Raw genomic sequence first — 23,394 nt, 5'->3', positions numbered from 1 at the left:
CATTGCAAGACCTGACCACGCTCCCCGCCCTCACCTCAACACCCCCACCATCGGATGCCGCGCACTCGCCGCATCCAGCACCACCCGCCGCACCTCCAGCCCCTGCGCTTCCGCTGGACAGCGCTGCAGGGCCGGCGCGTAGTCGTCCTCAGTGCCCTCACCCACCTGCAGGCCCAGCGGCGATGGCAGGCGCATGCCGACGAAGTTGCGGCCGTCGCCGGTGGCCGCCTTGATCCAGCCGATGTAGGTCACGACGCCCGCGGGCGCATCGAAGCGCAGGCCCAGGCTGCCCTCGTTCGGCACCTGGTAGCCGCTGCCGCCGCCGGCGTAGTTCCAGTAGCGGATGCCGTTGAACTGCTGCTCGCCGCCGCGCACGACCTCGCAGAAGTAGAACCAGCGCTGGCGCGACTGCATGTCGACGATGTCCCACTCGATGTCGCCGCCCGTGATCGATCCAAACTCTGCTTTCAGGAGTCCGGGGATGTAGTCATCCACGGTGGCCGGCTTCTCGACCTGGCCGAAGTAGGTGGTGAGCGCATTGAAGGCCTGCTGGCATTCGGTCTTTGACTTGTGCCAGCAGTCCACGCCGTAGCGGCCGATGACATAGCCGCGCTCGGACAGCGGTACGGCCTCCAGCCGCTGCTGCTTGACCTGCGTGTACGGCGTGCACCCCGACGCGGCCACCAGCGCGAGTGCGGCGCTGAACACACGACTGCTTCGGATTTTCATGTTGCCCCCTGATTCGAGCCCGCATAAAAGTCCATGCAGTGGCGGGCGTCAAGACAGGTCCCGGGTCGAAGTGGGGCCGATCTGAGAGCAGCGGGCGGGACGGCTGCGTCTGCGCCGTGCGGCCTTTGACGAACAGCGCCCTGCCATGGCCGGTGCTATCGTCCGCAGCACATCGGGGGCCGACCCTGGGGAGCCGTCATCATGTGCGCGAGAAGCACGGTGCTGTGGGTGTTTCTGATGGGCTTTGCGATGCTGGCGGGGCTGCCTTCCAGCGCTTCAGCGCAGACCGCCAACATCGGCAACTTCGTGTGGCGTGACTTGAACCGCAACGGGATCCAGGACGCGGGCGAACCCGGCATTGCGGACGTCACCGTGCAGCTGTGGAACGGGGCGCGCACGCAGCTGCTGGCAAGCACCACCACCAATGCCAACGGCATCTACACCCTGCAGGGCCCGACAGGCACCGCAATTCGCGTCCGCGCGATTCTGCCCGATGCCAGCCTGCGCTTCTCGCCGATGGATGCCGGCGGCGATGACACGCGCGACAGCGACATCTTTCCTTCCGGCAGCGAAGCCGGATTCACCGCCAGCTTCACCCTGGCCTCCAACGTCATTTCGATCACGAGCTTCGACGTCGGCATGATGACGCCGCCGATGGCGAATGTCGGCAACTTCGTGTGGCGTGACTTGAACCGCAACGGCGTGCAGGACAGCGGCGAGCCCGGCATCCCTGATGTCACCGTGCAGCTGTGGAACGGGGCGCGCACGCAGTTGCTGGCAAGCACGACCACCAATGCCAACGGCATCTACACCCTGCAGGGCGAGAACGGCATCGCGCTGCGCGTGCGTGCCCTGCTGCCGGATGCCAGCCTGCGCTTCTCGCCGATGGATGCCGGCGGTGATGACACGCGCGACAGCGACATCTTTCCTTCCGGCAGCGAGGCCGGCTTCACCGCCAGCTTCACCCTGGCCAGCAACGTCATTTCGAACACCAGCTTCGACATCGGCATGATGACGCCAGCGATGGCGAACCTCGGCAATCGAGTGTGGGAAGACTTCGACGGCGACGGCGTGCAGGGCGCTGGTGAGCCCGGCCTGGCCGGCGTGACGATGCAGCTGTGGAACTCCGCCATGACGCAGCTGCTGGACAGCACCACGACTGACGCGAACGGGATCTACACCCTGATCACACCCGAGCCCGGCGACTACCGGCTGCGCGCACTGCTGCCGGTGGGTTTCACCCGATCGCCCAAGGACCAGGGCGGCGACGACACGCGGGACAGCGACTTCAACACCGGCGTGCCGATTGGATTCACCGACATCTACACGATCGCCCCGAATCTGATCTCGATAACCAGCATCGATGCCGGCATGCGTGGAAGCACGCTGTTCCGCAGTGGGTTTGAGGATCTTTGAGCTGGGAAGCGGGGCTGCGAACGGGGTCCGGTTCACCCTCCAGTTTCCGTCATCGATCAACGCCCGACTGCGAGGCCGATTGCCTCCTGTTCTTCCCACGTCTGCTCTGGCGTCAGCCTCGCGTGCTCGCCACTCCGACGCGCTGCACTTCCAGCCTTATGGCCTGCAGCAGCCCGCCTCACGCCCGCTCCAGCGCCTGCCTCAAATCCCCCAGCAGATCCTCGATGTGCTCGATGCCGATGCACAGGCGCACGGTGTCGGGGGTGACGCCGGTCTTCTCCAGCTCGGCCGGTGACAGCTGGCGGTGGGTGGTGGACGCAGGATGTGTGGCCAGCGACTTGGCGTCGCCGATGTTCACCAGCCGAGTGAACAGCTGCAGGGCATCGAGAAAGCGTGCGCCTGCTTCGACGCCGCCGGGCAGGCCGAAGGTGAGCAGGCCCGAGGCGCCGCGCGGCAGGTACTTCTTTGCCAGCGCGTGCTCGGGGTGGTCGGGCAGGCCGGCGTAGTTCACCCAGGCCACCTTCGGGTGCTGCTGCAGGTACTGCGCGACGGCCAGCGTGTTCTGGTTGATGCGGTCCATGCGCAGGTGCAGGGTCTCAATGCCCTGCAGGATCAGGAAGGCGTTGAAGGGCGACAGCGCCGCACCCGTATTGCGCAGCGGCACCACGCGGGCGCGGCCGATGTAGGCGGCGGGGCCCAGCGCTTCGGTGTAGACCACGCCGTGGTAGCTGACGTCGGGCTCGTTCAAGCGCGGGAAGCGCGCCCGGTGCTCGGCCCAGGGGAAGCGCCCCGAGTCGACGATGGCGCCGCCGATGCTGTTGCCGTGGCCGCCCAGGTACTTGGTCAGCGAGTGCACGACGATGTCAGCGCCATGATCGATCGGCCGCAGCAGGTAGGGCGAGGGCACGGTGTTGTCGACGATCAGCGGCACGCCGTGGGCGTGCGCGACTTTCGCGACGGCCTCAATGTCGGTGATGTTGCCGCGCGGGTTGCCGACCGACTCCACGAACACCGCCTTGGTGCGCGCGTCGATGAGTTTCGCGAACGCATCGGGCTCGCGGTAGTCGGCGAAGCGCGTCTCGATGCCGAACTGCGGCAGGGTGTGGGCAAACAGGTTGTAGGTGCCGCCGTAGAGCGCGCTCGATGAGACGATGTTGTCGCCGGCTTCGGCGATCGTCTGGATCGCATAGGTGATCGCCGCCTGGCCCGAGGCCAGCGCCAGCGCGGCGATGCCGCCTTCGAGCGCGGCCACGCGCTGCTCCAGCACGTCGGTGGTCGGATTCATGATCCGCGTGTAGATGTTGCCCGGCACCTTCAGGTCGAACAGGTCGGCGGCCTGCTGGGCGCTGTCGAACGCGTAGGCCACGGTCTGGTAGATCGGCACCGCCACCGCGCGGGTGGTCGGGTCCGGCGTGTAGCCGCCGTGCACCGCGATGGTTTCGGGCTTCCAGTTCGGGGGGCTCTGGCTCATGCGGGCGGCGTCCGTGGGCGAAGGGCCCTCGAAGCTAAGCGAGGCGTTGCGACTACGCCGGCATATGGCGCGGCTTGCTCCGCGACGGACTAAGCGCGCGTTGAAGCCGAGTTGCCTTGATGGCGCGCAAACGAAGAAGGGCGGCCCCAGGGCCGCCCTTCCGTCGGGACTGCAATGCCGAAGCGCTTACTCGGCGGCTTTCAGCGCGCCCTCCAGACCAATCGAGATCTTGATGTCGTCGCCCACGGCCGGCACGGCGTAGTTCATGCCGAAGTCCGAGCGCTTGATCGTGGCGGTGGCGTTGAAGCCGACCCACGGGGTCTTGCGCATCGGGTGCTCGCCGATCTTGTTGACGGTCACGTCCAGGGTCACCGGCTTGGTCACGCCGAGCAGGGTCAGGTTGCCGGCCACGGCCAGCTTGCCTTCGCCGTTCTGGGTCACGCCCGTGGTTTCGAAGCTCATCGCGGGGAACTGCTCGACGTTGAAGAAGTCGGCATTCTTCAGGTGCTTGTTCAAGCCCTCGTGGCGCATGTCGACGGTGCTGGTGTCGATGCTGGCGCTGACGGTCGAGTTGGCCAGGTTCTCCGGGTCGACCTTCAGATCGATATCGAACTTGGTGAAGTCGCCATACATGTCGGAAAACCCGAGGTGGTTGACGTAGAACCACACGCGGGTGTGCGACAGGTCGATCTCGACCGGCTGCGGGGCGGCGAAGGCGGGGGCGGCGAAGCTGGCGGCAAGCAGGGCGGCGGCGATGGGCTTCAGCATGGGCGGTGTTCCTCGTGGAGAAGGCGCGGGCGCGCCGGTGGGCGAAGCGCCGCGAAGCGACGCGATGGGGCGGGGAGGGGAGAGCGCTTACAGCACCTGGCAGGCTTCGTCGAAGGGCAGGCGCGGGCTGCGCGGGAACAGCTTGTCGGCGTCGCCATAGCCGAGGTTGACCAGCACATTGCTTCGCCAGCCGGTGTCCTTGAAGAAGGCTTCGTCGACCTTGGCCTGATCGAAGCCCGACATCGGACCGGCATCAAGCCCGAGCGCGCGCGCGGCCAGGATCAGGTAGGCGACCTGCAGCGTGCCGTTGCGGAAGGCCGTGGTTTCGGCGACCTGGGCACTGCCGGTGAACCAGCTGCGCGCGTCGGTGTGCGGGAACAGGTAGGGCAGCTTGTCGTAGAACTTCGGGTCGTTGGCGACAATGACGGTGACCGGCGCCGCCATCGTCTTCTCAAGATTGCCGGCCGACAGCGCGGGCTTGAGCTTTTCCTTGGCCGCTTTCGACTGCACGAAAACGAAGCGGGCGGGCGAGCAGTTGGCGCTGGTCGGGGCCATCTTCACCAAGTCGTAGAGCTGTTGCAGCAGGGCGGGCTCGATGGCGCGGTCCTGCCACGCATTGTGCGTGCGGGCCTTGAGGAAGAGCTGGTCGAGGGCGGTGCTGTCGAGGGGATGCATGCGGGGCTCCAGTGCGGAATCTGCGGGAGCAGCGCTGGACGCTGCGGCTTCACAATCGTAAAGGCTAGGACTGCGGGGGTCAGAGGCCCGTGAGCATGGGGCGCAGTCTAGGCCTGGTGCGGGCGTGGAATAATCCGGGCCCGACGCAACGCTGCGTTGCAGATCCGGGGCTCACCGCATGCATCCGACGCTGGCTCCGGCCTGGGTTCTGACCGACGGCGCCACCGGCAACCGCAAGCCCGCCCTGGCACTGGCCGAGGCCCTGGGCATCGAGCCCTACGAGTGGACGCTGCAGACCCGCGCGCCCTGGCGCTGGCTGGCGCCGCGCTGGCTGCCAGGCCGCGGCGATGTCTTCGCGGCGGGTTTCGAGCAGGCGCTGCGCGAGGCGCCGCCGCGGCTGGCGATCGGCTGTGGCCGCCAGGGCGCGCTGGCAACGCGCTGGCTGAAGCGCCATGTGCCCGGCTGCAAGGCCGTGCAAATCCTCGATCCGCGGATCGACCCGCGCCATTGGGACGCGGTGCTGGCGCCGGCCCATGACGGGATCGCCGGCCCCAATGTGTTGAGTTTCACGGGCGGCCTGCACGGCGTCGACGGGCCGACGCTGGCGCGGGCGCGGATCGCGCATGCCGAGCTGTCCCGCCTGCCCTCGCCGCGCACGGTCGTGCTGTTGGGTGGCCCGCATTCCTCCTTTGATCTGGACCGCGGGCTGTGGCTGCGCCTGTGCACGATCCTGCACCACTGGCAGGCGCGCGACGGCGGCAGCCTGCTCGTCAGCAGTTCGCGACGCTCGCCGGCCTGGCTGCGTGAGGCCGCGCGCAAGGACCTGGGCGACCTGCCCGGCCTGCAGTGGCATGGCGAGGCCGACGGCCCCAACCCCTACGGCGGCCTTTTGGCCTGGGCCGACCGCATCGTGGTCACCCCGGACTCGGCGAACATGCTGGCCGAAGCCTGCGCCACCACCGTGCCGGTGCTGGTGCCGGCGCTGAAGCCGGTGCGCGGCAAGCTGGGGCTGCTGTACCGCGATCTGCTGGAGCGCGGCCGGGTGCGCCCGCTGAAGCTTGACTATCAGCGCTGGGATGTTCTGCCGCTGCGCGAAACCGCGCGGATTGGTGCGGAACTGCAGGCCCTGCTGGCTGCGAATCCGGTCACGCCTGCGGCTTCCGAGGCGGGTCAGAACTTAAAGTAGTTTCTAGCTTGACCGCCCAAGCGCATGTTTCCCTGCGCTTTTGCCTGGAAATTGCCCGATCCTGTTCAGAAAACCCCAACGCCGACAGGGGTTTAGCTGCGTTTTCGCTCCGGAAATTTCTTGACACCCCGTAAACCCGTGCTTAGTGTGGGTAGCCGTAGAAAAAACGGGTTTTTTGTGGGGTTCGGTGGGGAATGTTCCAGGGCGAGACTGCCATCACGATCGACGACAAGGGCCGGCTGGCGGTGCCCACCGCCTACCGCGAGCTTGTCGCGCGTGACTGCGCGAACCGCCTGGTCGTCACCTACAACCCCTACGAGCAGGGCTGCCTGTGGCTGTATCCGGTGGCTGCCTGGGAACAGGTGCGCGACCAGGTCAACGCCCTGCCGAATGCCAAGAAGGTGCACCGCGCCCTGCAGCTGAAGCTGGTGGGCGCGGCGACCTTCGTCGACGTCGACGCGAACGGGCGCCTGCTGTTGCCGGCCAGCCATCGCAACGCCGCCGGCATCGAGAAGAAGGCCGTCCTGCTGGGCATGGGCGGCAAGTTCGAACTCTGGAGCGAGCAGGCGCACCTCGCGCAGATCCGTCAGACCATCGGGGAAGACGAGATCAGCGATGCCATGCTCGACCTCACGCTGTAGCCGGGGAGGACTCGGGCGATGCGCCACGAAGCGCCGCCGGCCGACCACATCCCGGTGCTGTATGCGCAGGTCATGGAAGGGCTGCGGGTGGTCAAGGACGGAACCTATCTGGACGGCACCTTCGGCCGCGGCGGGCATGCGCGCGGGGTGCTGAGCCAGCTCGGACCGGCCGGCCGACTGCTGTTGATGGACAAGGACCCGCAGGCGATCGCCTGCGCCGAGGCCGAGTTCGCGGGCGATCCGCGGGTGGCGATCCGGCGCGGCAGCTTCGCGGGTCTGGCGGAGTGGGAGGCCACGGCCGGTGGGCTGGATGGCGTGCTGCTGGACCTCGGGGTGTCCTCGCCCCAGTTGGACCAGGCCGAGCGCGGCTTCAGCTTCATGCAGGACGGGCCGCTCGACATGCGCATGGACCCGGATACCGGGGAGAGCGCAGCAGAGTTTCTGGCGCGGGCCACCGAGACGGAGATCGCGGATGTGCTGTGGGCCTACGGCGAAGAGCGGATGAGCCGGCGCATCGCGCGGGCCGTCGTCGCGCGCCGGGCCGAGGCGCCGTTGAGCCGTACCGCGGAGCTGGCTGACCTGGTGCGCGCGACCCTCGGTCGCGGCGAGCCCGGCAAGCATCCCGCCACACGTACGTTCCAGGCCCTGCGGATCTATCTGAACCGCGAGCTGGACGATCTGGTTACAGGGCTGGCGGCCGCCCTTTCCCGGCTGAAACCGGGGGGGCGGCTTGCCGTTATCAGCTTCCACTCGCTGGAAGACCGCCAGGTCAAGCAGTTCATGCAGGCGCTGGCCAAGCCGGCGCCCGGCAACCGGCGCCTGCCGGTGGCCGTCGAGTTCAAGCCGACGCTCGCCCTGATCGGCGGCGCCATCCGCGCCGACGCCGAGGAGTTGGCGAGCAACCCGCGCGCCCGCAGCGCGGTGCTGCGCGTGGCGGAGAAGCTCGCATGAACCTGCGCGTGCTGTTCGGGCTGCCGCTCCTCGTCGGCGTGGTGATGAGCGGCATCGCCCTGGTGCAGTCGCGCCATGAGCATCGCCAGCTGTTCGCTGAGCTCAATCGTCTCGAAGCGCAGCGCGACGAACTCAACATCGAGTTCGGCCGTCTGCAGCTGGAGCAGGCCACCTGGGGCGAGACTTTCCGTATCGAACGGGTGGCTCGCGAGCAGCTCGGCATGCGCTCGCCCGAGCCGGCCGAGGTGCAGGTGGTGCGCCAATGAAGAGATCGCGTCGACCCCCGGTCAACCTCCGCATGCGGCTGAACCTGCTGGCCGCGGGTCTGGCCTGCTGCGGCGCGCTGCTGGTGGCGCGCGCGGCCGACATGCAGCTGCTGCGCGCCGACTTCTACCAGGCCAAGGCCGAGCAGTACCACCTGCGCGAGCTGCCGGTGCCGACCTCGCGCGGCATGATCACCGACCGCAACGGCGAGCCGCTGGCGGTGTCGACGCCGGTCGCTTCGCTGTGGGCGAATCCGAAGGAACTCTCCCGCTACCCGGAGCGCATCTCCGAGCTGGCTGTGGCCCTGGGCCTCGACCCTGCCGAGCTCGCGCGTCGGGTCGAGGAGCGCGCCGACCGCGAGTTCCTGTTCCTGCGCCGGCAGATGAACCCGGACGAGGCCGAGGCCGTGCTGGCGCTGGGTATTCCGGGGGTGCACAACCGTCGCGAGTTCCGCCGCTTCTACCCGATGGGCGAGATCGCTGCCCACGTCATCGGTTTCACCAATGTCGATGATGTCGGCCAGGAGGGCCTGGAGCTGGCCTTCAACGATTGGTTGAGCGGCAAGCCCGGCAGCAAGCGGGTGGTGCGCGACCAGAAGCTGCGTCCGATCGACGTTGACCTGCTCAGCCCGGCCGAGCCTGGCCGCGACCTTGCGCTTTCGATCGACCGCCGCCTGCAGCATGTCGCCTACCGCGAACTGCGCCGCGCGCTGGAGGAAAACCGCGCGGCTTCCGGTTCGGTGGTGATCACCGACGTGCCCACCGGCGAAGTGCTGGCGATGGTCAACCTGCCGACCTACAACCCGAACACTCGCGAGGGCGCCGACGCCTCGGCGCGCCGCAACCGCGCGCTCACCGACGTGTTCGAGCCCGGCTCGGTAATCAAGGTGTTCACCGTGGCGGCCGCGCTGGAGACCGGGCGCTGGAAGCCCGACACCGTGATCGAGACCAGCCCCGGCTACATGCCGCTGGCCCGCCACACCATCCGCGACATCCGCAATTTCGGCACGGTCAGCCCGACCCGCCTGTTGACCAAGTCCTCCAACATCGCCGCGGTCAAGCTGGCGCTGGACATGCCCAACGAGCATTTCCACGATCTGCTGCGCCGCTTCGGCTTCGGCGAGTTGACCGGGGTGGGGTTTCCCGGCGAGCAGGCCGGCGTGCTGACCGCACCCAGCGGCTGGGGCGTGCTGGAGAAGGCGACGATCTCCTACGGCTACGGCCTCTCCACCAACGCCCTGCAGATCGCCCAGGCCTACGCCGCGATCGGCAACGGCGGGGTGTGGATGCCGCCGACCTTCGTCCGCGGTGGTGCCGGCGAGGGGCGCTCGGTGATCGACCCGCAGCTGGCACGGACCCTGCTGGACATGCTGGAGACGGTGACCGGCCCCGAAGGCAGTGCGACCCGTGCGCGCGTCTCGGGCTATCGCGTGGCCGGCAAGACCGGCACCTCGCGGCGCTCGGTACCGGGCGGCTACGAGAAGCGCTACATCAGCATGTTTGCCGGCCTCGTGCCGGCCTCGAATCCGCGTCTGTCAATGGTGGTGGTGATCAACGACCCCGATCCGCAGCAGCACTTCGGTGGTCTGGTGGCCGCCCCTGTATTCGGTCACGTGATGGCGGACGCGCTGCGCATCCTTGATGTGCCGCCGGACGACATCCAGCAGTGGTACGTCTCGACGCCGATCCAGGCGACGCCTCTGCCGCCCGGCGAACTGCCGCCCGAGGCCGAGGGCGCGATCGAGCCCATGCCCGACGCCGGGGTGATCCAGTGAACCCCCGACTGCCCGCGCTCAGCCTGCAGGAGCTGCTGCCCGAGCGCTCCGACCTGCCGAACCTCTCGGTGTCCGGACTGCGTCTGGACAGCCGTGCGATCGAGCCGGGCGAGGGCTTCGTCGCACTGGCCGGGGCGCGCACGCATGGCCTGCTGCATGCCGCCGAAGCCGTGCGCCGCGGCGCTGTGCTCGTGCTGGCCGAGCCCTTCGAAGGCGAGGCGCCGCTGCTGCCGGTGCCGCTGGTGGTCGTGCCCGGCCTGCGCGAGCGCCTGCCGCAGCTGGCGCAGGCACTCTATGCCGCGCCAACCCTGGGCCTGCAGCTGGTCGGCGTCACCGGCACCAACGGCAAGACCTCGACCGTGCAGCTCACCGCCCAGGCGCTGCAGCTGCTGGGCCGCGTGGCTGGCAGCATCGGCACCCTCGGCGCCGGCCTGCACGGCCAGCTGGTGGCGCACGAGCGCACCACGCCCGACGTCCTCGAAGTGCATCGTCTGCTGGCCCAGCTCAGTCTGTCGGGTGCCCAGGTGGTGGCCATGGAAGTGTCCTCGCACGCCCTCGACCAGGGCCGCGTGGCCGGCCTGCAGTTCGATATCGCGGTGTTCACCAATCTCAGCCGCGATCACCTCGATTACCACGGCACCATGGAAGCCTACGCCGCCGCCAAGGCCAGCCTGTTCGCCTGGGACAGCCTGCGCGCGGCGGTGATCAATCTGGACGACACCCAGGGCGCGCTGATCGCTGCCGGCCTGCGCGAGCGCGTCGATCTGATCGGCTTCAGCGCGCTGGGCGCGGGCAATGCCGTGCTGCGTGCGGGCGACCTCGTGCTCGACGCCGCCGGCCTGCATTTCCAGCTGCAGTACGGCGTCGAGTCGGTGCGTATCGACTCGCCCTTGCTCGGCCGTTTCAACATCGAGAACCTGCTCGCCGTCGCCGGCGTCTTGCTCGCCCTCGGCGTGGACTTCGCCCGCGTCGCCGCGCTGCTGCCCCGCTTGTCGGCGATTCCCGGCCGCATGAACCGTCTGGGCGGCGCCAGCGGCCAGCCGCTGGTGGTGGTCGACTACGCCCATACGCCCGATGGCCTTGAACAGGCCCTGGCCAGCTTGCGCCAGCACACCGCAGGCCGCCTGCTCTGCGTGTTCGGCTGCGGCGGTGATCGCGACCGCGGCAAGCGTCCGCAGATGGCGGCGATCGCCGGCCGTCTGGCCGACCGCGTGTTCGTCACCGACGACAATCCGCGCAGCGAGGATGGCGAGGCCATCGTTGCCGACATCTTGGCCGGCTTCGCGCCCGGTGCTGCCGTTGAGGTCGAGCGCGACCGCGCGGCGGCGATCGCCGCCGCCGTCCGTGCGGCCGGACCCGGCGACACCGTGCTGGTCGCCGGCAAGGGGCACGAGACCTACCAGGAAACCGGCGACCGCCGGCTGCCCTTCGATGACCTGGCGGTGGCCGCGCTGGCACTGAGGGGGCGCGCATGAGGCCGCTCAGCCTGGTCGAGGTCGCGCGCTTCGCCGATGCCGAACTGCTGATGGGTCCGCACGTGCCCGGCAAGCCGGTGCTGCGCGTGCAGACCGACTCGCGCGCGCTCTGTCCGGGCGACCTGTTCGTCTGCCTGCGCGGCGAGCGCTTCGATGGCCATGCCTTCGCCGATGCAGCCTTCGCCGCCGGCGCCGCCGCGCTGCTGGTCGAACGCCCGCTGGCCCTGCCTCTGCCGCAGCTGCGCTGCGACGACACCCGCCTGGCGCTGGGGCGGCTCGCCGCCGGCATGGCGCGCAGCCGTTCGACCCGGGTGTTCGGGCTCACCGGCAGCAACGGCAAGACCTCGGTCAAGACGCTGCTGGCCGGCATCGTCGAGCGCGCCGGCCGCGCGTATGCCAACCCGGGCAACTTCAACAACGAGATCGGCCTGCCGCTGTCGGTGCTGAACCAACCCGAGGACGCCGAGTACGCGGTCTACGAGATGGGCGCCGGTGCACCCGGCGACATCGAGTGGCTGGCGCGGATCGCGCGGCCGCGCTATGGCCTGGTCAACAACATCGGCCCGGCGCATCTGGAGCGCATGGGCTCCCTGCTCGGCATCGCCGAGACCAAGGGCGCGATCTATCGCGAACTGCCGCCGGACGGCGTGGCGATCATCAATGCCGACGATGCGTTTGCGCCGCTGTTCGCGCAGATGGCTGACGGGCGCCGGCAGCTGCGCTTCGGCGTGGAGAACGATGCCGACGTGTTCGCCGAGGATGTCCGGATGGAAGCTTCCGGCAGCCGCTTCCGCCTGTGCTCGCCGGCCGGGCTGCTGGCCCTGCGCCTGCCGCTGCCGGGCCGGCACAACGTGATGAACGCGCTGGCCGCAGCGGCGATGGCGCTGGCGGCCGGCATCGATCTGGTGCAGATCGGCCAGGGCCTGGAGGCGGCACAGGGCGTCGCCGGGCGCTTCAGTGCGCGCCTGCACGCCAGCGGTGCGCAGGTCATCGACGACAGCTACAACGCCAACCCCGGCTCGGTGCGCGCCGCCATTGACACGCTCGCGGCTTCGCCGGGTCCGGCCTGGCTGGTGCTGGGCGATATGCGCGAGCTCGGGCCGGACGGCGAAGCCCTGCACGCCGCGGTCGGCCTGCATGCCCGCGCTCAGGGCCTGGCCGGCCTGTTCACGGTGGGCGAGCTGGCTGCCGCCGCCAGTCGCGCCTTCGGCGAGGGTGCGCAGCACTTCGAATCGCAGGAGGCACTGGCCGAGGCCCTGCGCCCGCGCCTCGCCGCAGGTCTGCGCGTGCTGGTGAAAGGCTCACGCGGCAGCCGCATGGAGCGCGTGGTCGCCGCGCTGTTCGATGAAGCCGACAGCGGAGGTCCGCATGCTGCTTGAACTGGCGCGCTGGCTGGAGGGCTTCGACCGCTTCTTCGCCGTCTTCAACTACCTGACCCTGCGGGCGATCCTGGGCGCACTGACCGCGCTCGCGCTGTCGCTATGGCTGGGGCCGGCCTTCATCCGCCGGCTGGCGGCGCTGAAATCCGGCGGCCAGCCGATCCGCAGCGACGGCCCGCAGTCGCACTTCTCCAAGGCCGGCACGCCGACCATGGGCGGCGCACTGATCCTCTCGACCGTAGCGGCCTCGACCCTGCTGTGGGCGGACCTGTCGAACCGCTACATCTGGATCCTCCTGGGCGTACTGGTGGCCTTCGGCTTCATCGGCTGGCTGGACGACTACCTCAAGATCGTCCGCCGCGATCCGAAGGGCCTGAAGTCGCGCTGGAAGTACCTGCTGCAGTCGGTGTTCGGCCTGATCGCCGCGATTGCCCTCTACGCCACCGCCGATGTGCCGGCCGCCACCGCCTTCCACATCCCGCTGGTCAAGGACTTCGCCCTGCCGCTGGGCATGGGCTTCATCGTCATCGCCTATTTCTGGATCGTCGGCTTCTCCAATGCCGTCAACCTGACCGACGGACTCGATGGCCTCGCCATCATGCCGACCGTGCTGGTGGCCGGTGCGCTCGGTGTGTTCGCCTACGTCTCCGGCCATGCGCTGTTCTCGCAGTACTTGCTGATCCCGCAGATCCCCGGCGCCGGCGAGCTGGTGGTCCTGTGCGCGGCGATCGGCGGCGCGGGCCTGGGCTTCCTGTGGTTCAACACCTATCCGGCCCAGGTGTTCATGGGCGACATCGGCGCGCTGGCATTGGGTGCGGTGCTCGGCACCCTGGCGGTGATCGTCCGCCAGGAGCTGGTGCTGGTGATCATGGGCGGCATCTTCGTCATCGAGACCCTGTCGGTGATGATCCAGGTCGCGAGCTTCAAGTTGACCGGCCGCCGGGTGTTCCGGATGGCGCCGATCCACCACCACTTCGAGCTCAAGGGCTGGCCCGAGCCGCGCGTGATCGTCCGCTTCTGGATCATCACCGTGGTGCTGGTGCTGGTCGGGCTCGCCACCTTGAAGGTGCGCTGATGTTCGGCCTGCCGATGCCGCAAGCGCAGAAGCGCGACGAGATCGCCGGCGCCTACGATGGCGTGCTGATGGCGGTCGTGCTGACCCTGGTCGGCATCGGCGTGGTGATGGTGGCCTCCAGTTCGCTGGCGATCTCGGAAGGCCACGGCGTTGAGCCGCTGCACTACCTGCACCGGCATCTGTTCTTCCTCGCGGTGGGCCTGATCGGCGCACTGATGCTGATGCGCACCGAGCTGCGTGCGCTTGAGCGCCGCGGCAGCAGTCTTCTGATCCTCGCCTTTGCCCTGCTCGCCGCGGTGCTGGTGCCGGGCCTCGGGCGCGAGGTCAACGGCGCGACCCGCTGGATCGAGCTGCGCTTCTTCGGCTTCCAGGCCGTGGAGGCGGTGAAGCTGCTGCTGATCCTGTGGTTGGCCAGCTACATGGTGCGCTACCGCGAGCAGCTGCAGGACCGCTTCTGGGGCGTGTTCAAGCCGCTGGCGGTGGTCGGCATGCTCGGCGTGCTGCTGCTGCTGCAGCCCGACTTCGGATCGACCGTGCTGCTGTGCGCGATCACCGGCGGCATGCTCTGGCTGGGGGGCGCGCGTGCGCCCTTCCTGCTGGCGCCGGCGGCGCTGGGCGCGGTGGGTCTGGCTGCGCTGGCCGTGTTCGAGCCCTACCGCATGCGGCGCCTGGTGTCTTTCCTCGATCCCTTCCAGGACCCGTACGGCGCGGGCTACCAGCTCAGCCACTCGCTGATCGCGATCGGCCGTGGCGAAGCCACCGGCGTCGGCCTTGGTGCTTCCGTGCAGAAACTCTTCTACCTGCCCGAGGCGCACACCGACTTCATCTTCGCGGTCTATGCCGAGGAAACCGGCTTCATCGGCGTCAGCCTGCTGATCGGCCTGTTCGTGCTGCTGGCCGCGCGCGCCTTCTGGCTGGGTCTGCGGGCGATCGAGATGGGCCGCGCCTTCGCCGGCTACTGCGCCTTCGGTGTGGCCCTGTGGATGAGCCTGCAGGCGCTGGTGTCGATCGGCGTCAACATGGGCGTGCTGCCGACCAAGGGCTTGACCCTGCCGCTGATCTCCTCCGGCGGCTCCAGCGTGATCCTGAGCTGCATGGCGCTCGGTCTGCTGCTGCGGGTCAGCTACGAAGCCGAGCGTGCCCGCCGCCAGGCCGGCAAGCTGCGCAGCGAGGACCTGCAGGATCCGGCCGAGCTGCTGCAGCGCCCGGCCTCGGCGGCCAGCGCTCGCATCGAAGCGCCGAGCCCGGTGTTCCGCCCCGGCCCGGCGCGCACGCGCATCGAGCCCGGTATCGGAGCCCTGCCATGAGCGGCCCCGTGCTGATCCTTGCCGGCGGCACTGGCGGACACATCTTCCCCGGCCTCGCCGTGGCGCGCGCGCTGGCAGCGCAGTCGGTGCCGGTCGAATGGCTGGGTGCCGAGGGCGCGATGGAAACCCGGCTGGTGCCGCCCGCCGGCATCGCCCTGCACACTTTGCCGGTGCGCGGTCTGCGCGGCGGCGGCTTGGTGCGGCAGCTCACCGCGCCCTTCATGCTGCTGCGGGCCTTGCTGGGTGCGATGCGCCTGCTGCATCGCCTCAAGCCGCGCTGCGTGCTGAGCTTCGGCGGCTTCGCCGCCGGCCCCGGTGGGTTGGCCGCCTGGCTGTTGCGGCGTCCGCTGCTGCTGCACGAATCGAACCGGGCACCGGGACTGACCAACCGATTGCTGGCGCGCTTCGCCTGCCGCCGTCTGGTCGGCATGCCAGGCACCTTCGCGAACGAGGAGGTCGTCGGCAACCCGGTGCGCGCTGCGATCGCCGCGCTGCCCGAGCCCAAGCTGCGCGAACGCGCGCCGGGCCCGCTGCGCCTGCTGGTGGTGGGCGGCAGCCAGGGCGCGCGCGCGCTCAACCTGCACCTGCCCGAGGCACTGCGCCTCTCCGGCGTCTGCTGCGAGATCCGCCACCAGACCGGCACGGCGGCGCTTGAAGCCACCGCCCAGCGCTACCGCGAGGCCGGGCTGCGCGCCGAGACCACCGCCTTCATCGAGGACATGCCGGCGGCCTACCGCTGGGCGGATCTCGTGGTCTGCCGAGCCGGCGCTTCGACGCTCGCCGAACTCTGCGCGGTCGGCCTGCCGGCCGTGCTGGTTCCCCTTCCGACCGCGGCCGATGACCACCAGAGCCGCAATGCCGACTGGCTGGTCGAAGCGGGCGCTGCGCTGAAGGTCGCCGAGGGCGAGGCCTTCGCCCAGCGCCTGGGCGAATCCTTGGCCGCGCTCGCCGCCGACCCCGCGCGCGCCGCCGGCATGGCCGAGGCCGCGCGCCATCTGGCGCGCGTCGATGCCGCCGAGCGCGTGGCCGCCATCTGTATCGAGGAGTCCCGCGCATGAGGCGCCTGTCAGACCACGGCGACATCGCCAGCGCCTTCCGTCGTGTCCACTTCGTCGGCGTCGGCGGTGTCGGCATGAGCGGCATCGCTGAAGTGCTGTGCACGCTGGGCTATACCGTCTCCGGCTCGGACCTCGCCGAGGGGGCTGCGACCGCGCGACTGCGCGAACAGGGCGTGCGCGTCGACATCGGCCACCGCGCCGAGAACGTGCGCGATGCCGACGTGGTGGTGGTGTCGAGCGCGGTGCGCGCCGACAACCCGGAACTGGTCGAGGCCCGCGCCCAGCGCATTCCGATCGTGCCGCGCGCCGAGATGCTGGCCGAGCTGATGCGCTTCCGCCGCGGCATCGCCATCGCCGGCACCCACGGCAAGACGACCACCACCAGCCTGACCGCCAGCGTGCTGTCCGAAGGCGCGCTCGACCCGACTTTCGTGATCGGCGGCAAACTGCTCTCGGCCGGGGCCAATGCCGGGCTGGGGCAGGGCGACTGGTTGGTCGCCGAGGCCGATGAAAGCGACGGCAGCTTCCTGCGCCTGACGCCGCTGATCGCGGTGGTCACCAATATCGATGCCGACCACCTCGAGAACTACGGTGGCGACTTCGCGCGCGTGCGCGCCGCCTTCTCCGAATTCCTGCACCGCCTGCCGTTCTACGGGTTGGGCGTGCTCTGCATCGACGACCCGGAGGTGCGCGCACTCGCCGCCGAGATGCCGCGACATCTGGTGACCTACGGCTTCGCCGAGGATGCCGACGTGCGCGCTACCGCGGTCAGCCAGCGCGGCGCGCAGATGCATTTCACCCTGCACCTGCCCGGCGAGGCGCCGCTGCCCGTGCTGCTCAACCTGCCCGGTCGCCACAACGTGCAGAACGCGCTGGCCGCGGCTGCCGTGGGCTGGCAGCTGGGCGTCGACGGCGCGGCGATCGCGCGCGCGCTGGCCGCCTTCCAGGGCGTGGGGCGGCGCTTCAACCGCCTCGGCACGCTCAACCTGCGCGCGGGCAGCGCCGAACTCGTTGACGACTACGGCCACCACCCGCGCGAGCTCGCCGCGACCATCGCCGCCGCGCGCGGCGGCTGGCCCGACAAGCGCCTGGTGCTGGCCTTCCAGCCGCACCGCTACAGCCGCACCCGCGACCTGCTGGACGACTTCGCCGCGGTGCTGAGCGAGGTCGATGTGCTGGTCCTGACCGAGGTCTATCCCGCCGGCGAGGCACCGATTCCAGGCGCGGATGCGCGCGCCCTCGCTCGCGCCATCCGCGCCCGCGGCCGCATCGATCCGGTGCTGGTCGGGCATCCGCGCGACCTCGCCGCGACCCTGCCGGACCTGCTGCAGGACGGCGACTTTCTGATCCTCTCCGGCGCCGGCGACATTGGCCGCAGCAGCCAGGCCCTGGCCGCCACCGGACTCGACTTCACTGCCCACACGGACGGGGCCGCATGAGCCTGAGCACGCCTGATCCCAAGACCTTCGGCCGCGTCGCGGTGCTGCTCGGCGGCAGCTCCAGCGAGCGCGAAGTCAGCCTCGACTCCGGCCGCAACGTGCTGGAAGCGCTGCGTGCGCGCGGCGTCGATGCCTTCGCCGTAGACGGCATCCCCGCCTTGCGCGAGTTGCTGGCGAAAGGCGCGGTCGATCGCGTCTTCAACATCCTCCACGGCCACCACGGCGGCGGTGAGGACGGCATCGTGCAGGGCCTGCTCGAAGCCTACGGCGTGCCCTACACGGGTTCGGACGTGCTGGGCTCGGCGCTGTCGATGGACAAGATCCGCAGCAAGCAGGTCTGGATCGCGCTGGGCCTGCCGACGCCGCGCTATGTGCGTCTCAAGAAGGGCGAGGACGTGCAGGCCGCGGCGCGCACGCTCGGCCTGCCGGTGATCGTCAAGCCGGCCTGCGAGGGCTCCAGCGTCGGTGTCAGCCGCGTGTTCAGCGAGGCCGATCTCGACACCGCGATCGAGCTGGCCGCGCGCTATCCCGGCGAACTGCTGATGGAGCAGTTGATCGAGGGCGGCGAATTCACCGTCGGCATTCTCGACGGTCGCGCCCTGCCGAGCATCCAGATCGTGCCCAAGGGCGCCTGGTACGACTACGAGGCCAAGTACGTCTCCGACGAGACCCAGTATCTCTGTCCGGGGCTGCAGGGCGACGCGGAAGCGGAGCTCGGCGCACTGGCGTTGGCGGCCTTCCAGGCGCTGGGCTGCCGCGGCTGGGGGCGTGTCGACGTCATGCGCGACCGCGAGGGTCGCAACTGGCTGCTGGAGGTCAACACCGCGCCGGGCATGACCAGCCACTCGCTGGTGCCGAAGGCAGCGCGGCAGACCGGACTCGGCTTCGAGGACCTGTGCCTCGCCATCCTCGCCCAGACCCTCGGGGGCCACGCGCGCGCATGAACGCCCTGGTCCGCCTGCTCGCCTGGCTGTTCGCGCTCACCGTCATCACCCTGCCGGTGGTGGCGGTGCTGAACGGTTGGTTCGCGTCCGACCGCTGGCGGCTGGAGCAGCTGCGGGTGTCGGCCGAGTTCCAGCGGGTCAGTGCCGAGCAGGTGCAGGCAGCCGTGCGGCCGCATCTCGACCGCGGTTTCTTCGCGGTCGATGTCGAGGCGGTGCGCGCGGCGCTGGCCGCCTTGCCTTGGGTCGAGCAGGTGGCGGTGCGCAAGCTGTGGCCCGACACACTGGAGATCGTGCTGGTCGAGCATCGCCCGCTGGCGCGCTGGGGCGAGTCGCGCCTGCTGTCCGATCGGGGCCGGCTCTTCGAGGTGCCCTATCTCGAAACCCTTCAGGGCCTGCCGCGCTTCGAGGCGGAAGATCGCGAGGTCGCCCGGATGATGGAGATGCACGCCGCGGTGCAGCCGCTGCTGACCCTGGTCGGCGATCCGCCCCAGCGCATGCAGCTGAGCCCGCGCGGCAGCTGGATCTTGGGCCTCACCAGCGGCACCGAGGTCGTGTTGGGTCGCAACGAACCGCTGCCCCGATTGCAGCGCTTTGTCGCCGCGCTGCCGGAACTCGCGCGCTCAGCCGCGCGCCCCCTGCTTCGTGCCGACCTGCGCTATGCCAACGGCTTCGCCCTGCTGTGGGCCGAGCCCCCGGCCGTCGAGGCCGGCACCCCCGCTGCACCGAGACAGAACACATGAACCGCAAAGGCGACAAATCCCTGATCGTCGGCCTCGACATCGGCACCTCCAAAGTGGTGGCCCTGGTCGGCGAGTACACGCCCGACGAGCCGCTGGAGGTCATCGGTATCGGCAGCCACAGCTCGACCGGCCTGCGCCGCGGCGTGGTGGTCGACATCGAGTCGACCGTGCACTCGATCCAGCGCGCGATCGAGGAGGCCGAGGTCATGGCCGGCTGCGAGATCCGCTCGGTCTACGCCTCGATCTCGGGCAGCCACACCCAGTGCAAGAACTCGCCGGGCATCGTGCCGATCCGCGAGGGCGAGGTCAGCTACGGCGACATGGAGCGCGTGCTCGAAGCCGCCAAGGCGGTGGCGATCCCGTCCGACCAGAAGATCCTGCATGCGATCCCGCAGGAGTACATCGTCGACAACTCGCAGGAGGGCATCCGCCATCCGGTCGGCATGTCGGGCGTGCGCCTCGAAGTGCGCGCGCACCTGGTGGTCGGCGCGCAGTCGGCGGCGCAGAACATCATGAAGTGCGTGCAGCGCTGCGGCCTGCAGGTCGACGATCTCATCCTCGCCGGGCTCGCGAGCTCGCAGGCGGTGCTGACCTCCGACGAAAAGGAGCTCGGCGTTGCTCTGGTCGACATCGGTGCCGGCACCACCGACATCGCCGTGTTCGCCCAGGGCGCGATCCGCCACACCGCCTCGCTGCCGATCGCCGGCGACCAGGTCACCAGCGACATCGCCCACCTGCTGCGTACGCCAACGCCGCATGCCGAAGAGATCAAGGTCCGCTATGCCTGCGCCCTGGCCCAGCTGGCGACCGCGGAAGAGAGCATCCAGGTGCCCAGCGTGGGCGACCGGCCGCCGCGGCGACTGGCCCGGCAGGCCCTGGCCGAGGCGGTGCAGAACCGCTACGAGGAAATCTTCGAGATGGTGCAGGCCGAACTGCGTCGCTCCGGCTTCGAGGAGCTGGTGCGCGCGGGTCTGGTGCTGACCGGCGGGGCCTCGCGCATGGAGGGCGTGGCCGAGCTGGCCGAGGAGATGCTGCACATGCCGGTGCGCATCGGCATTCCGCAATACGTGGGGGGCTTGGGCGAAGTGGTCGGCAATCCCGTGCACGCCACGGGCGTCGGATTGCTGCTGTGGGGAAGCCAGCAGGAGCGCCCGCGCCGCGCGCCGGTGGTGCCGGGCAAGGTCGGCAGCGCCTTCGGGCGCCTGCGCAACTGGTTCAGAGGCGAGTTCTAGAGCCGTCGGCGCCTCTGCGCCGGTGGAATCAATCAGGGGTCATCAAGCAGCTGCGTCACAAGGAACGGAAGGAGAGCACGATGTTTGAACTGGTGGAGCGGGCCGCGCCGAATGCGGTCATCAAGGTGGTCGGAGTGGGCGGCGGCGGCGGCAACGCGGTCGCGCACATGGTGAATTCAAGCCTGGACGGCGTTGAATTCATCTGCGCCAACACCGACGCGCAGGCGATCCGGGGCACCGGCGCCAAGCACATCCTGCAGCTGGGCTCGGGCGTCACCAAGGGGCTCGGCGCGGGGGCCAATCCCGAGGTCGGCCGCCAGGCCGCGCTGGAGGATCGCGAGCGCATCGTCGAGGCGATCTCGGGCGCCGACATGGTGTTCATCACCGCCGGCATGGGCGGCGGCACCGGCACCGGCGCGGCGCCGGTGATCGCCCAGCTCGCCAAGGAGATGGGCATCCTGACCGTGGCCGTGGTCACCAAGCCCTTTCCGTTCGAGGGCCGCCGCCGCATGCAGGTGGCCCTGAAGGGCATCGAAGAGCTGTCCAGCCACTGCGACTCGCTGATCACGATCCCCAACGAGAAGCTGATCACCGTGCTTGGCCGCGACGCCACCATGGTGCATGCCTTCCGCGCGGCCAACGACGTGCTGCAGGGCGCGGTGCAGGGCATCGCCGACCTCATCGTCCGTCCCGGCCTGATCAACGTCGACTTCGCCGATGTGCGCACGGTCATGAGCGAGATGGGCATGGCGATGATGGGCTCGGGCTGCGCCCGCGGCGAAGAGCGCGCCATGGAGGCCGCCGAGAAGGCGATCAGCAATCCGCTGCTGGACGACATCAACCTGTCCGGCGCCTGCGGCATCCTGGTCAACATCACCGCCGGCCCCGACTTCACCATGCGCGAGTTCGACGAGGTCGGCCGCACCATCGAGGAGTTCGCTTCCGAGGACGCCACCGTGGTGATCGGCACCGTGCTCGATCATGAGATGCAGGACGAAGTCCGCGTCACCGTGGTCGCCACCGGCCTGAATCGCGGCGTGGCCGCTCGCCCGGCGCCGCGCAACGAGCGCATCGAGAAGGTGGAGACGCCGCGGCTGCGCCCCGTCGCCGGACTGCGCGATGCCACCACCGGCATGGCCATCGATCCAGTCGCCGCCCCCGCGCCGCGCGCTGCCGCGCGCAGCGAAGGCCGCGTCGCCACCGCTGACCTGCCGATGGACTACCTCGACATCCCGGCCTTCCTGCGCCGCCAAGCCGACTGATCGAGTCGAACGGATTCCGCCCCACCCGTGGGGCTGAATCGCCGCCGACCGCGTTCCGACCGTTCCCGGAACGCGGTCACGGTTTAGCTTGGTTCTGTTGTTTTTCGGCGACAGATTGTGGGGTTTTCGCCGATTGTTGCGCTTGCGTGACCGCGGAGCGCGTGCGATCCTCGGCGCCGTTTTGTCACGCACTCCTTCGGGACGCCGCCCACGCATGATCCGTCAACGCACGCTCCGCAATGCCATCCGCGCCACCGGCGTGGGCATCCACTCGGGCGAGAAGGTCTACATGACCCTGCGTCCGGCCGCGGTCAACACCGGCATCGTGTTCCGTCGCACCGATCTGGTCGAGCCCGCCGAGATCAAGGCCTGCGCCCACTGCGTCGGCGAGACCAGCATGGCCAGTACCCTGGTGAACAAGGACGGCGTCAAGGTCTCCACCGTCGAGCATCTGCTGTCGGCCCTCGCAGGCCTGGGCATCGACAACTGCTACATCGACCTGTCGGCGCCGGAAGTGCCGATCATGGACGGCTCGGCCGGCCCCTTCGTGTTCCTGGTGCAGAGCGCCGGCATCGAAGAGCAGAACGCCCCCAAGAAGTTCATCCGCATCAAGAAGACCGTCACCGTCAAGGACGGCGACAAGTGGGCCCGTTTCGAGCCCTTCGAGGGCTTCAAGGTCGGCTTCACCATCGACTTCAAGCATCCGGTGTTCTCCAAGAACACGTCCAGCGCCGAGATCGACTTCTCGACCACCAGCTTCGTCAAGGAAGTGAGCCGCGCGCGCACGTTCGGATTCATGAAGGACATCGAGATGCTGCGCGAGCGCAACCTTGTGCTCGGTGGCTCGATGGACAATGCGATCGTCCTGGACGACTACCGCATCCTCAACGAGGACGGTTTGCGCTACGAAGACGAGTTCGTCAAGCACAAGATCCTCGACGCGATCGGCGATCTTTACCTGTTGGGCCACAGCCTGATCGGCGCCTTCTACGGCTACAAGTCGGGGCACGGCCTGAACAACCAGCTGCTGCGCGCCATGCTGGCCGACGCGTCGGCCTGGGAAGAAGTCACCTTCGAGGACGAGGCCAAGGCGCCGATCTCCTACGCGCATCCGGCGCAGGCGATCGCCTGACTATCGGAACCTTTTGATTGGCTGCCCGGTTTGGCGGCCTCGGGGCGTTCGCCCCTTCAGGAAGTGGAATCGGCCAGGGAGGCCAAAGCCAGCAGCTGCTGGCGGAGTTCGGGATCGGTGGCCTGGAGGGCCGCTTCCCGCAGCGCCGCTGCCGCTGCCGGCGTGACGGGTGAGTGCGATGCCTGCTCCGGGGGAACGGTCAGCATCGGCGCCACTTTCACGGTGAGTTCGAAGGCCGGTACGCCGGCTTCGCTGGCTGCAGCCAAGAGGTTGCTCGCTTCCAGTCGAAGCCTGGTGCGCCACAGCGGCGAGCTCGCCAGAAAGACAAGCCTGCCTTCGCGCACGTTGGCCAGACGACACTGGCTGGCGAGCGGCTCGGGCAGGGACTGACGCAGACGCTTGTCGAGCGCGGCCAGGGCACGGGCGCGGTCGATCAGGCTGACGAGAGGCGAGCCTTCCTTCGCCGCCAACAGCGG

The 23,394-nt window shown here is 69.3% G+C and carries 21 protein-coding genes and 1 pseudogene; 17 read left to right on the top strand and 5 right to left on the bottom strand.

Features of this window, described 5'->3' with window-relative positions:
- Positions 1-30: 30 nt before the first annotated feature.
- On the bottom strand, positions 31-729 hold the full coding sequence (locus BLP83_RS14180) for a hypothetical protein (protein ID WP_143006693.1): 699 nt from the start codon (positions 727-729) through the stop codon (positions 31-33).
- Positions 730-930: 201 nt separating this feature from the next.
- Between BLP83_RS14180 and BLP83_RS14175 the strand changes: the two genes are divergently transcribed.
- Positions 931-2,145: an SdrD B-like domain-containing protein gene (locus BLP83_RS14175; protein WP_091244121.1), complete on the top strand. Its 1,215-nt coding sequence runs from the start codon at positions 931-933 to the stop codon at positions 2,143-2,145.
- Between the two features lie 178 nt (positions 2,146-2,323).
- On the opposite strand, the gene BLP83_RS14170 is transcribed toward BLP83_RS14175, so the two are convergent.
- The 3 genes from BLP83_RS14170 to BLP83_RS14160 form a co-directional block, all read right to left on the bottom strand.
- Positions 2,324-3,616, bottom strand: a complete 1,293-nt coding sequence (locus BLP83_RS14170; RefSeq protein WP_091244118.1) for an O-acetylhomoserine aminocarboxypropyltransferase/cysteine synthase family protein — start codon at positions 3,614-3,616, stop codon at positions 2,324-2,326.
- Positions 3,617-3,802: 186 nt separating this feature from the next.
- Positions 3,803-4,384, bottom strand: coding sequence for a YceI family protein (locus tag BLP83_RS14165; RefSeq protein ID WP_091244116.1), 582 nt, complete (start codon positions 4,382-4,384; stop codon positions 3,803-3,805).
- An 87-nt stretch (positions 4,385-4,471) separates the two neighbouring features.
- Positions 4,472-5,059, bottom strand: a complete 588-nt coding sequence (locus BLP83_RS14160) for a malonic semialdehyde reductase (protein WP_091244113.1) — start codon at positions 5,057-5,059, stop codon at positions 4,472-4,474.
- Positions 5,060-5,237: 178 nt separating this feature from the next.
- Between BLP83_RS14160 and BLP83_RS14155 the strand changes: the two genes are divergently transcribed.
- From BLP83_RS14155 to lpxC, 16 genes and pseudogenes are all read left to right on the top strand, one after another.
- Positions 5,238-6,245: a mitochondrial fission ELM1 family protein gene (locus BLP83_RS14155; RefSeq protein ID WP_091244110.1), complete on the top strand. Its 1,008-nt coding sequence runs from the start codon at positions 5,238-5,240 to the stop codon at positions 6,243-6,245.
- Positions 6,246-6,439: 194 nt separating this feature from the next.
- Complete coding sequence (mraZ, locus tag BLP83_RS14150) at positions 6,440-6,886, top strand: division/cell wall cluster transcriptional repressor MraZ (protein ID WP_091244107.1); 447 nt, start codon at positions 6,440-6,442, stop codon at positions 6,884-6,886.
- Between the two features lie 18 nt (positions 6,887-6,904).
- On the top strand, positions 6,905-7,837 hold the full coding sequence (gene rsmH, locus BLP83_RS14145) for a 16S rRNA (cytosine(1402)-N(4))-methyltransferase RsmH (RefSeq protein WP_091244104.1): 933 nt from the start codon (positions 6,905-6,907) through the stop codon (positions 7,835-7,837).
- On the top strand, positions 7,834-8,103 hold the full coding sequence (gene ftsL, locus BLP83_RS14140; protein ID WP_091244100.1) for a cell division protein FtsL: 270 nt from the start codon (positions 7,834-7,836) through the stop codon (positions 8,101-8,103). Before rsmH ends, ftsL begins: the two co-directional genes overlap by 4 nt.
- A pseudogene (locus BLP83_RS14135) lies at positions 8,100-9,939 on the top strand (peptidoglycan D,D-transpeptidase FtsI family protein); the annotation flags it as partial. The gene ftsL and the pseudogene BLP83_RS14135, both read left to right, overlap by 4 nt.
- The gene (locus tag BLP83_RS14130; protein ID WP_245680053.1) at positions 9,872-11,350 is read left to right on the top strand and encodes a UDP-N-acetylmuramoyl-L-alanyl-D-glutamate--2,6-diaminopimelate ligase; all 1,479 of its coding nucleotides are present in this window, start codon (positions 9,872-9,874) and stop codon (positions 11,348-11,350) included. The pseudogene BLP83_RS14135 and the gene BLP83_RS14130, both read left to right, overlap by 68 nt.
- Positions 11,347-12,729, top strand: coding sequence for a UDP-N-acetylmuramoyl-tripeptide--D-alanyl-D-alanine ligase (locus BLP83_RS14125; RefSeq protein WP_091244093.1), 1,383 nt, complete (start codon positions 11,347-11,349; stop codon positions 12,727-12,729). The genes BLP83_RS14130 and BLP83_RS14125 overlap by 4 nt, the downstream gene beginning before the upstream one ends.
- On the top strand, positions 12,719-13,804 hold the full coding sequence (mraY, locus tag BLP83_RS14120) for a phospho-N-acetylmuramoyl-pentapeptide-transferase (protein WP_091244090.1): 1,086 nt from the start codon (positions 12,719-12,721) through the stop codon (positions 13,802-13,804). The genes BLP83_RS14125 and mraY overlap by 11 nt, the downstream gene beginning before the upstream one ends.
- Entirely contained in the window at positions 13,804-15,111 is a 1,308-nt protein-coding gene (ftsW, locus tag BLP83_RS14115) for a putative lipid II flippase FtsW (protein ID WP_245680052.1), read from the top strand. The genes mraY and ftsW overlap by 1 nt, the downstream gene beginning before the upstream one ends.
- Positions 15,108-16,169: an undecaprenyldiphospho-muramoylpentapeptide beta-N-acetylglucosaminyltransferase gene (murG, locus tag BLP83_RS14110; RefSeq protein ID WP_091244087.1), complete on the top strand. Its 1,062-nt coding sequence runs from the start codon at positions 15,108-15,110 to the stop codon at positions 16,167-16,169. Before ftsW ends, murG begins: the two co-directional genes overlap by 4 nt.
- Complete coding sequence (gene murC, locus BLP83_RS14105) at positions 16,166-17,608, top strand: UDP-N-acetylmuramate--L-alanine ligase (RefSeq protein WP_091244084.1); 1,443 nt, start codon at positions 16,166-16,168, stop codon at positions 17,606-17,608. Before murG ends, murC begins: the two co-directional genes overlap by 4 nt.
- Positions 17,605-18,552, top strand: coding sequence for a D-alanine--D-alanine ligase (locus tag BLP83_RS14100; protein WP_091244081.1), 948 nt, complete (start codon positions 17,605-17,607; stop codon positions 18,550-18,552). Before murC ends, BLP83_RS14100 begins: the two co-directional genes overlap by 4 nt.
- Positions 18,549-19,292: a cell division protein FtsQ/DivIB gene (locus BLP83_RS14095; protein WP_091244078.1), complete on the top strand. Its 744-nt coding sequence runs from the start codon at positions 18,549-18,551 to the stop codon at positions 19,290-19,292. Before BLP83_RS14100 ends, BLP83_RS14095 begins: the two co-directional genes overlap by 4 nt.
- On the top strand, positions 19,289-20,524 hold the full coding sequence (gene ftsA, locus BLP83_RS14090) for a cell division protein FtsA (RefSeq protein ID WP_091244075.1): 1,236 nt from the start codon (positions 19,289-19,291) through the stop codon (positions 20,522-20,524). The genes BLP83_RS14095 and ftsA overlap by 4 nt, the downstream gene beginning before the upstream one ends.
- An 80-nt stretch (positions 20,525-20,604) precedes the next feature.
- Positions 20,605-21,786: a cell division protein FtsZ gene (gene ftsZ, locus BLP83_RS14085; RefSeq protein WP_091244073.1), complete on the top strand. Its 1,182-nt coding sequence runs from the start codon at positions 20,605-20,607 to the stop codon at positions 21,784-21,786.
- A gap of 214 nt (positions 21,787-22,000) precedes the next feature.
- Positions 22,001-22,918, top strand: coding sequence for a UDP-3-O-acyl-N-acetylglucosamine deacetylase (gene lpxC / locus BLP83_RS14080; RefSeq protein ID WP_091244070.1), 918 nt, complete (start codon positions 22,001-22,003; stop codon positions 22,916-22,918).
- Positions 22,919-22,974: 56 nt separating this feature from the next.
- Here lpxC and BLP83_RS14075 read toward each other — a convergent pair whose 3' ends face one another.
- A complete protein-coding gene (locus BLP83_RS14075; protein WP_176764210.1) occupies positions 22,975-23,388 on the bottom strand; it encodes a DciA family protein in 414 nt (137 codons plus the stop codon).
- Between the last annotated feature and the right edge of the window lie 6 nt (positions 23,389-23,394).

The sequence above is a fragment of the Aquimonas voraii genome (genome assembly GCF_900101825.1).
Classification (GTDB): Bacteria; Pseudomonadota; Gammaproteobacteria; order Xanthomonadales; family Xanthomonadaceae; genus Aquimonas; species Aquimonas voraii.
The sequence above is the reverse complement of the archived record's forward strand: the minus strand, read 5'-3'. Positions and strand labels throughout refer to the sequence as shown.

Bases quoted from the DNA above. Each gene is read 5' to 3' on its own strand.
- BLP83_RS14180 (WP_143006693.1), bottom strand. From the start codon at position 729: ATGAAAATCCGAAGCAGTCGTGTGTTCAGCGCCGCACTCGCGCTGGTG.
- BLP83_RS14175 (WP_091244121.1), top strand. From the start codon at position 931: ATGTGCGCGAGAAGCACGGTGCTGTGGGTGTTTCTGATGGGCTTTGCG.
- BLP83_RS14170 (WP_091244118.1), bottom strand. From the start codon at position 3,616: ATGAGCCAGAGCCCCCCGAACTGGAAGCCCGAAACCATCGCGGTGCAC.
- BLP83_RS14165 (WP_091244116.1), bottom strand. From the start codon at position 4,384: ATGCTGAAGCCCATCGCCGCCGCCCTGCTTGCCGCCAGCTTCGCCGCC.
- BLP83_RS14160 (WP_091244113.1), bottom strand. From the start codon at position 5,059: ATGCATCCCCTCGACAGCACCGCCCTCGACCAGCTCTTCCTCAAGGCC.
- BLP83_RS14155 (WP_091244110.1), top strand. From the start codon at position 5,238: ATGCATCCGACGCTGGCTCCGGCCTGGGTTCTGACCGACGGCGCCACC.
- mraZ (WP_091244107.1), top strand. From the start codon at position 6,440: ATGTTCCAGGGCGAGACTGCCATCACGATCGACGACAAGGGCCGGCTG.
- rsmH (WP_091244104.1), top strand. From the start codon at position 6,905: ATGCGCCACGAAGCGCCGCCGGCCGACCACATCCCGGTGCTGTATGCG.
- ftsL (WP_091244100.1), top strand. From the start codon at position 7,834: ATGAACCTGCGCGTGCTGTTCGGGCTGCCGCTCCTCGTCGGCGTGGTG.
- BLP83_RS14125 (WP_091244093.1), top strand. From the start codon at position 11,347: ATGAGGCCGCTCAGCCTGGTCGAGGTCGCGCGCTTCGCCGATGCCGAA.
- mraY (WP_091244090.1), top strand. From the start codon at position 12,719: ATGCTGCTTGAACTGGCGCGCTGGCTGGAGGGCTTCGACCGCTTCTTC.
- ftsW (WP_245680052.1), top strand. From the start codon at position 13,804: ATGTTCGGCCTGCCGATGCCGCAAGCGCAGAAGCGCGACGAGATCGCC.
- murG (WP_091244087.1), top strand. From the start codon at position 15,108: ATGAGCGGCCCCGTGCTGATCCTTGCCGGCGGCACTGGCGGACACATC.
- murC (WP_091244084.1), top strand. From the start codon at position 16,166: ATGAGGCGCCTGTCAGACCACGGCGACATCGCCAGCGCCTTCCGTCGT.
- BLP83_RS14100 (WP_091244081.1), top strand. From the start codon at position 17,605: ATGAGCCTGAGCACGCCTGATCCCAAGACCTTCGGCCGCGTCGCGGTG.
- BLP83_RS14095 (WP_091244078.1), top strand. From the start codon at position 18,549: ATGAACGCCCTGGTCCGCCTGCTCGCCTGGCTGTTCGCGCTCACCGTC.
- ftsA (WP_091244075.1), top strand. From the start codon at position 19,289: ATGAACCGCAAAGGCGACAAATCCCTGATCGTCGGCCTCGACATCGGC.
- ftsZ (WP_091244073.1), top strand. From the start codon at position 20,605: ATGTTTGAACTGGTGGAGCGGGCCGCGCCGAATGCGGTCATCAAGGTG.
- lpxC (WP_091244070.1), top strand. From the start codon at position 22,001: ATGATCCGTCAACGCACGCTCCGCAATGCCATCCGCGCCACCGGCGTG.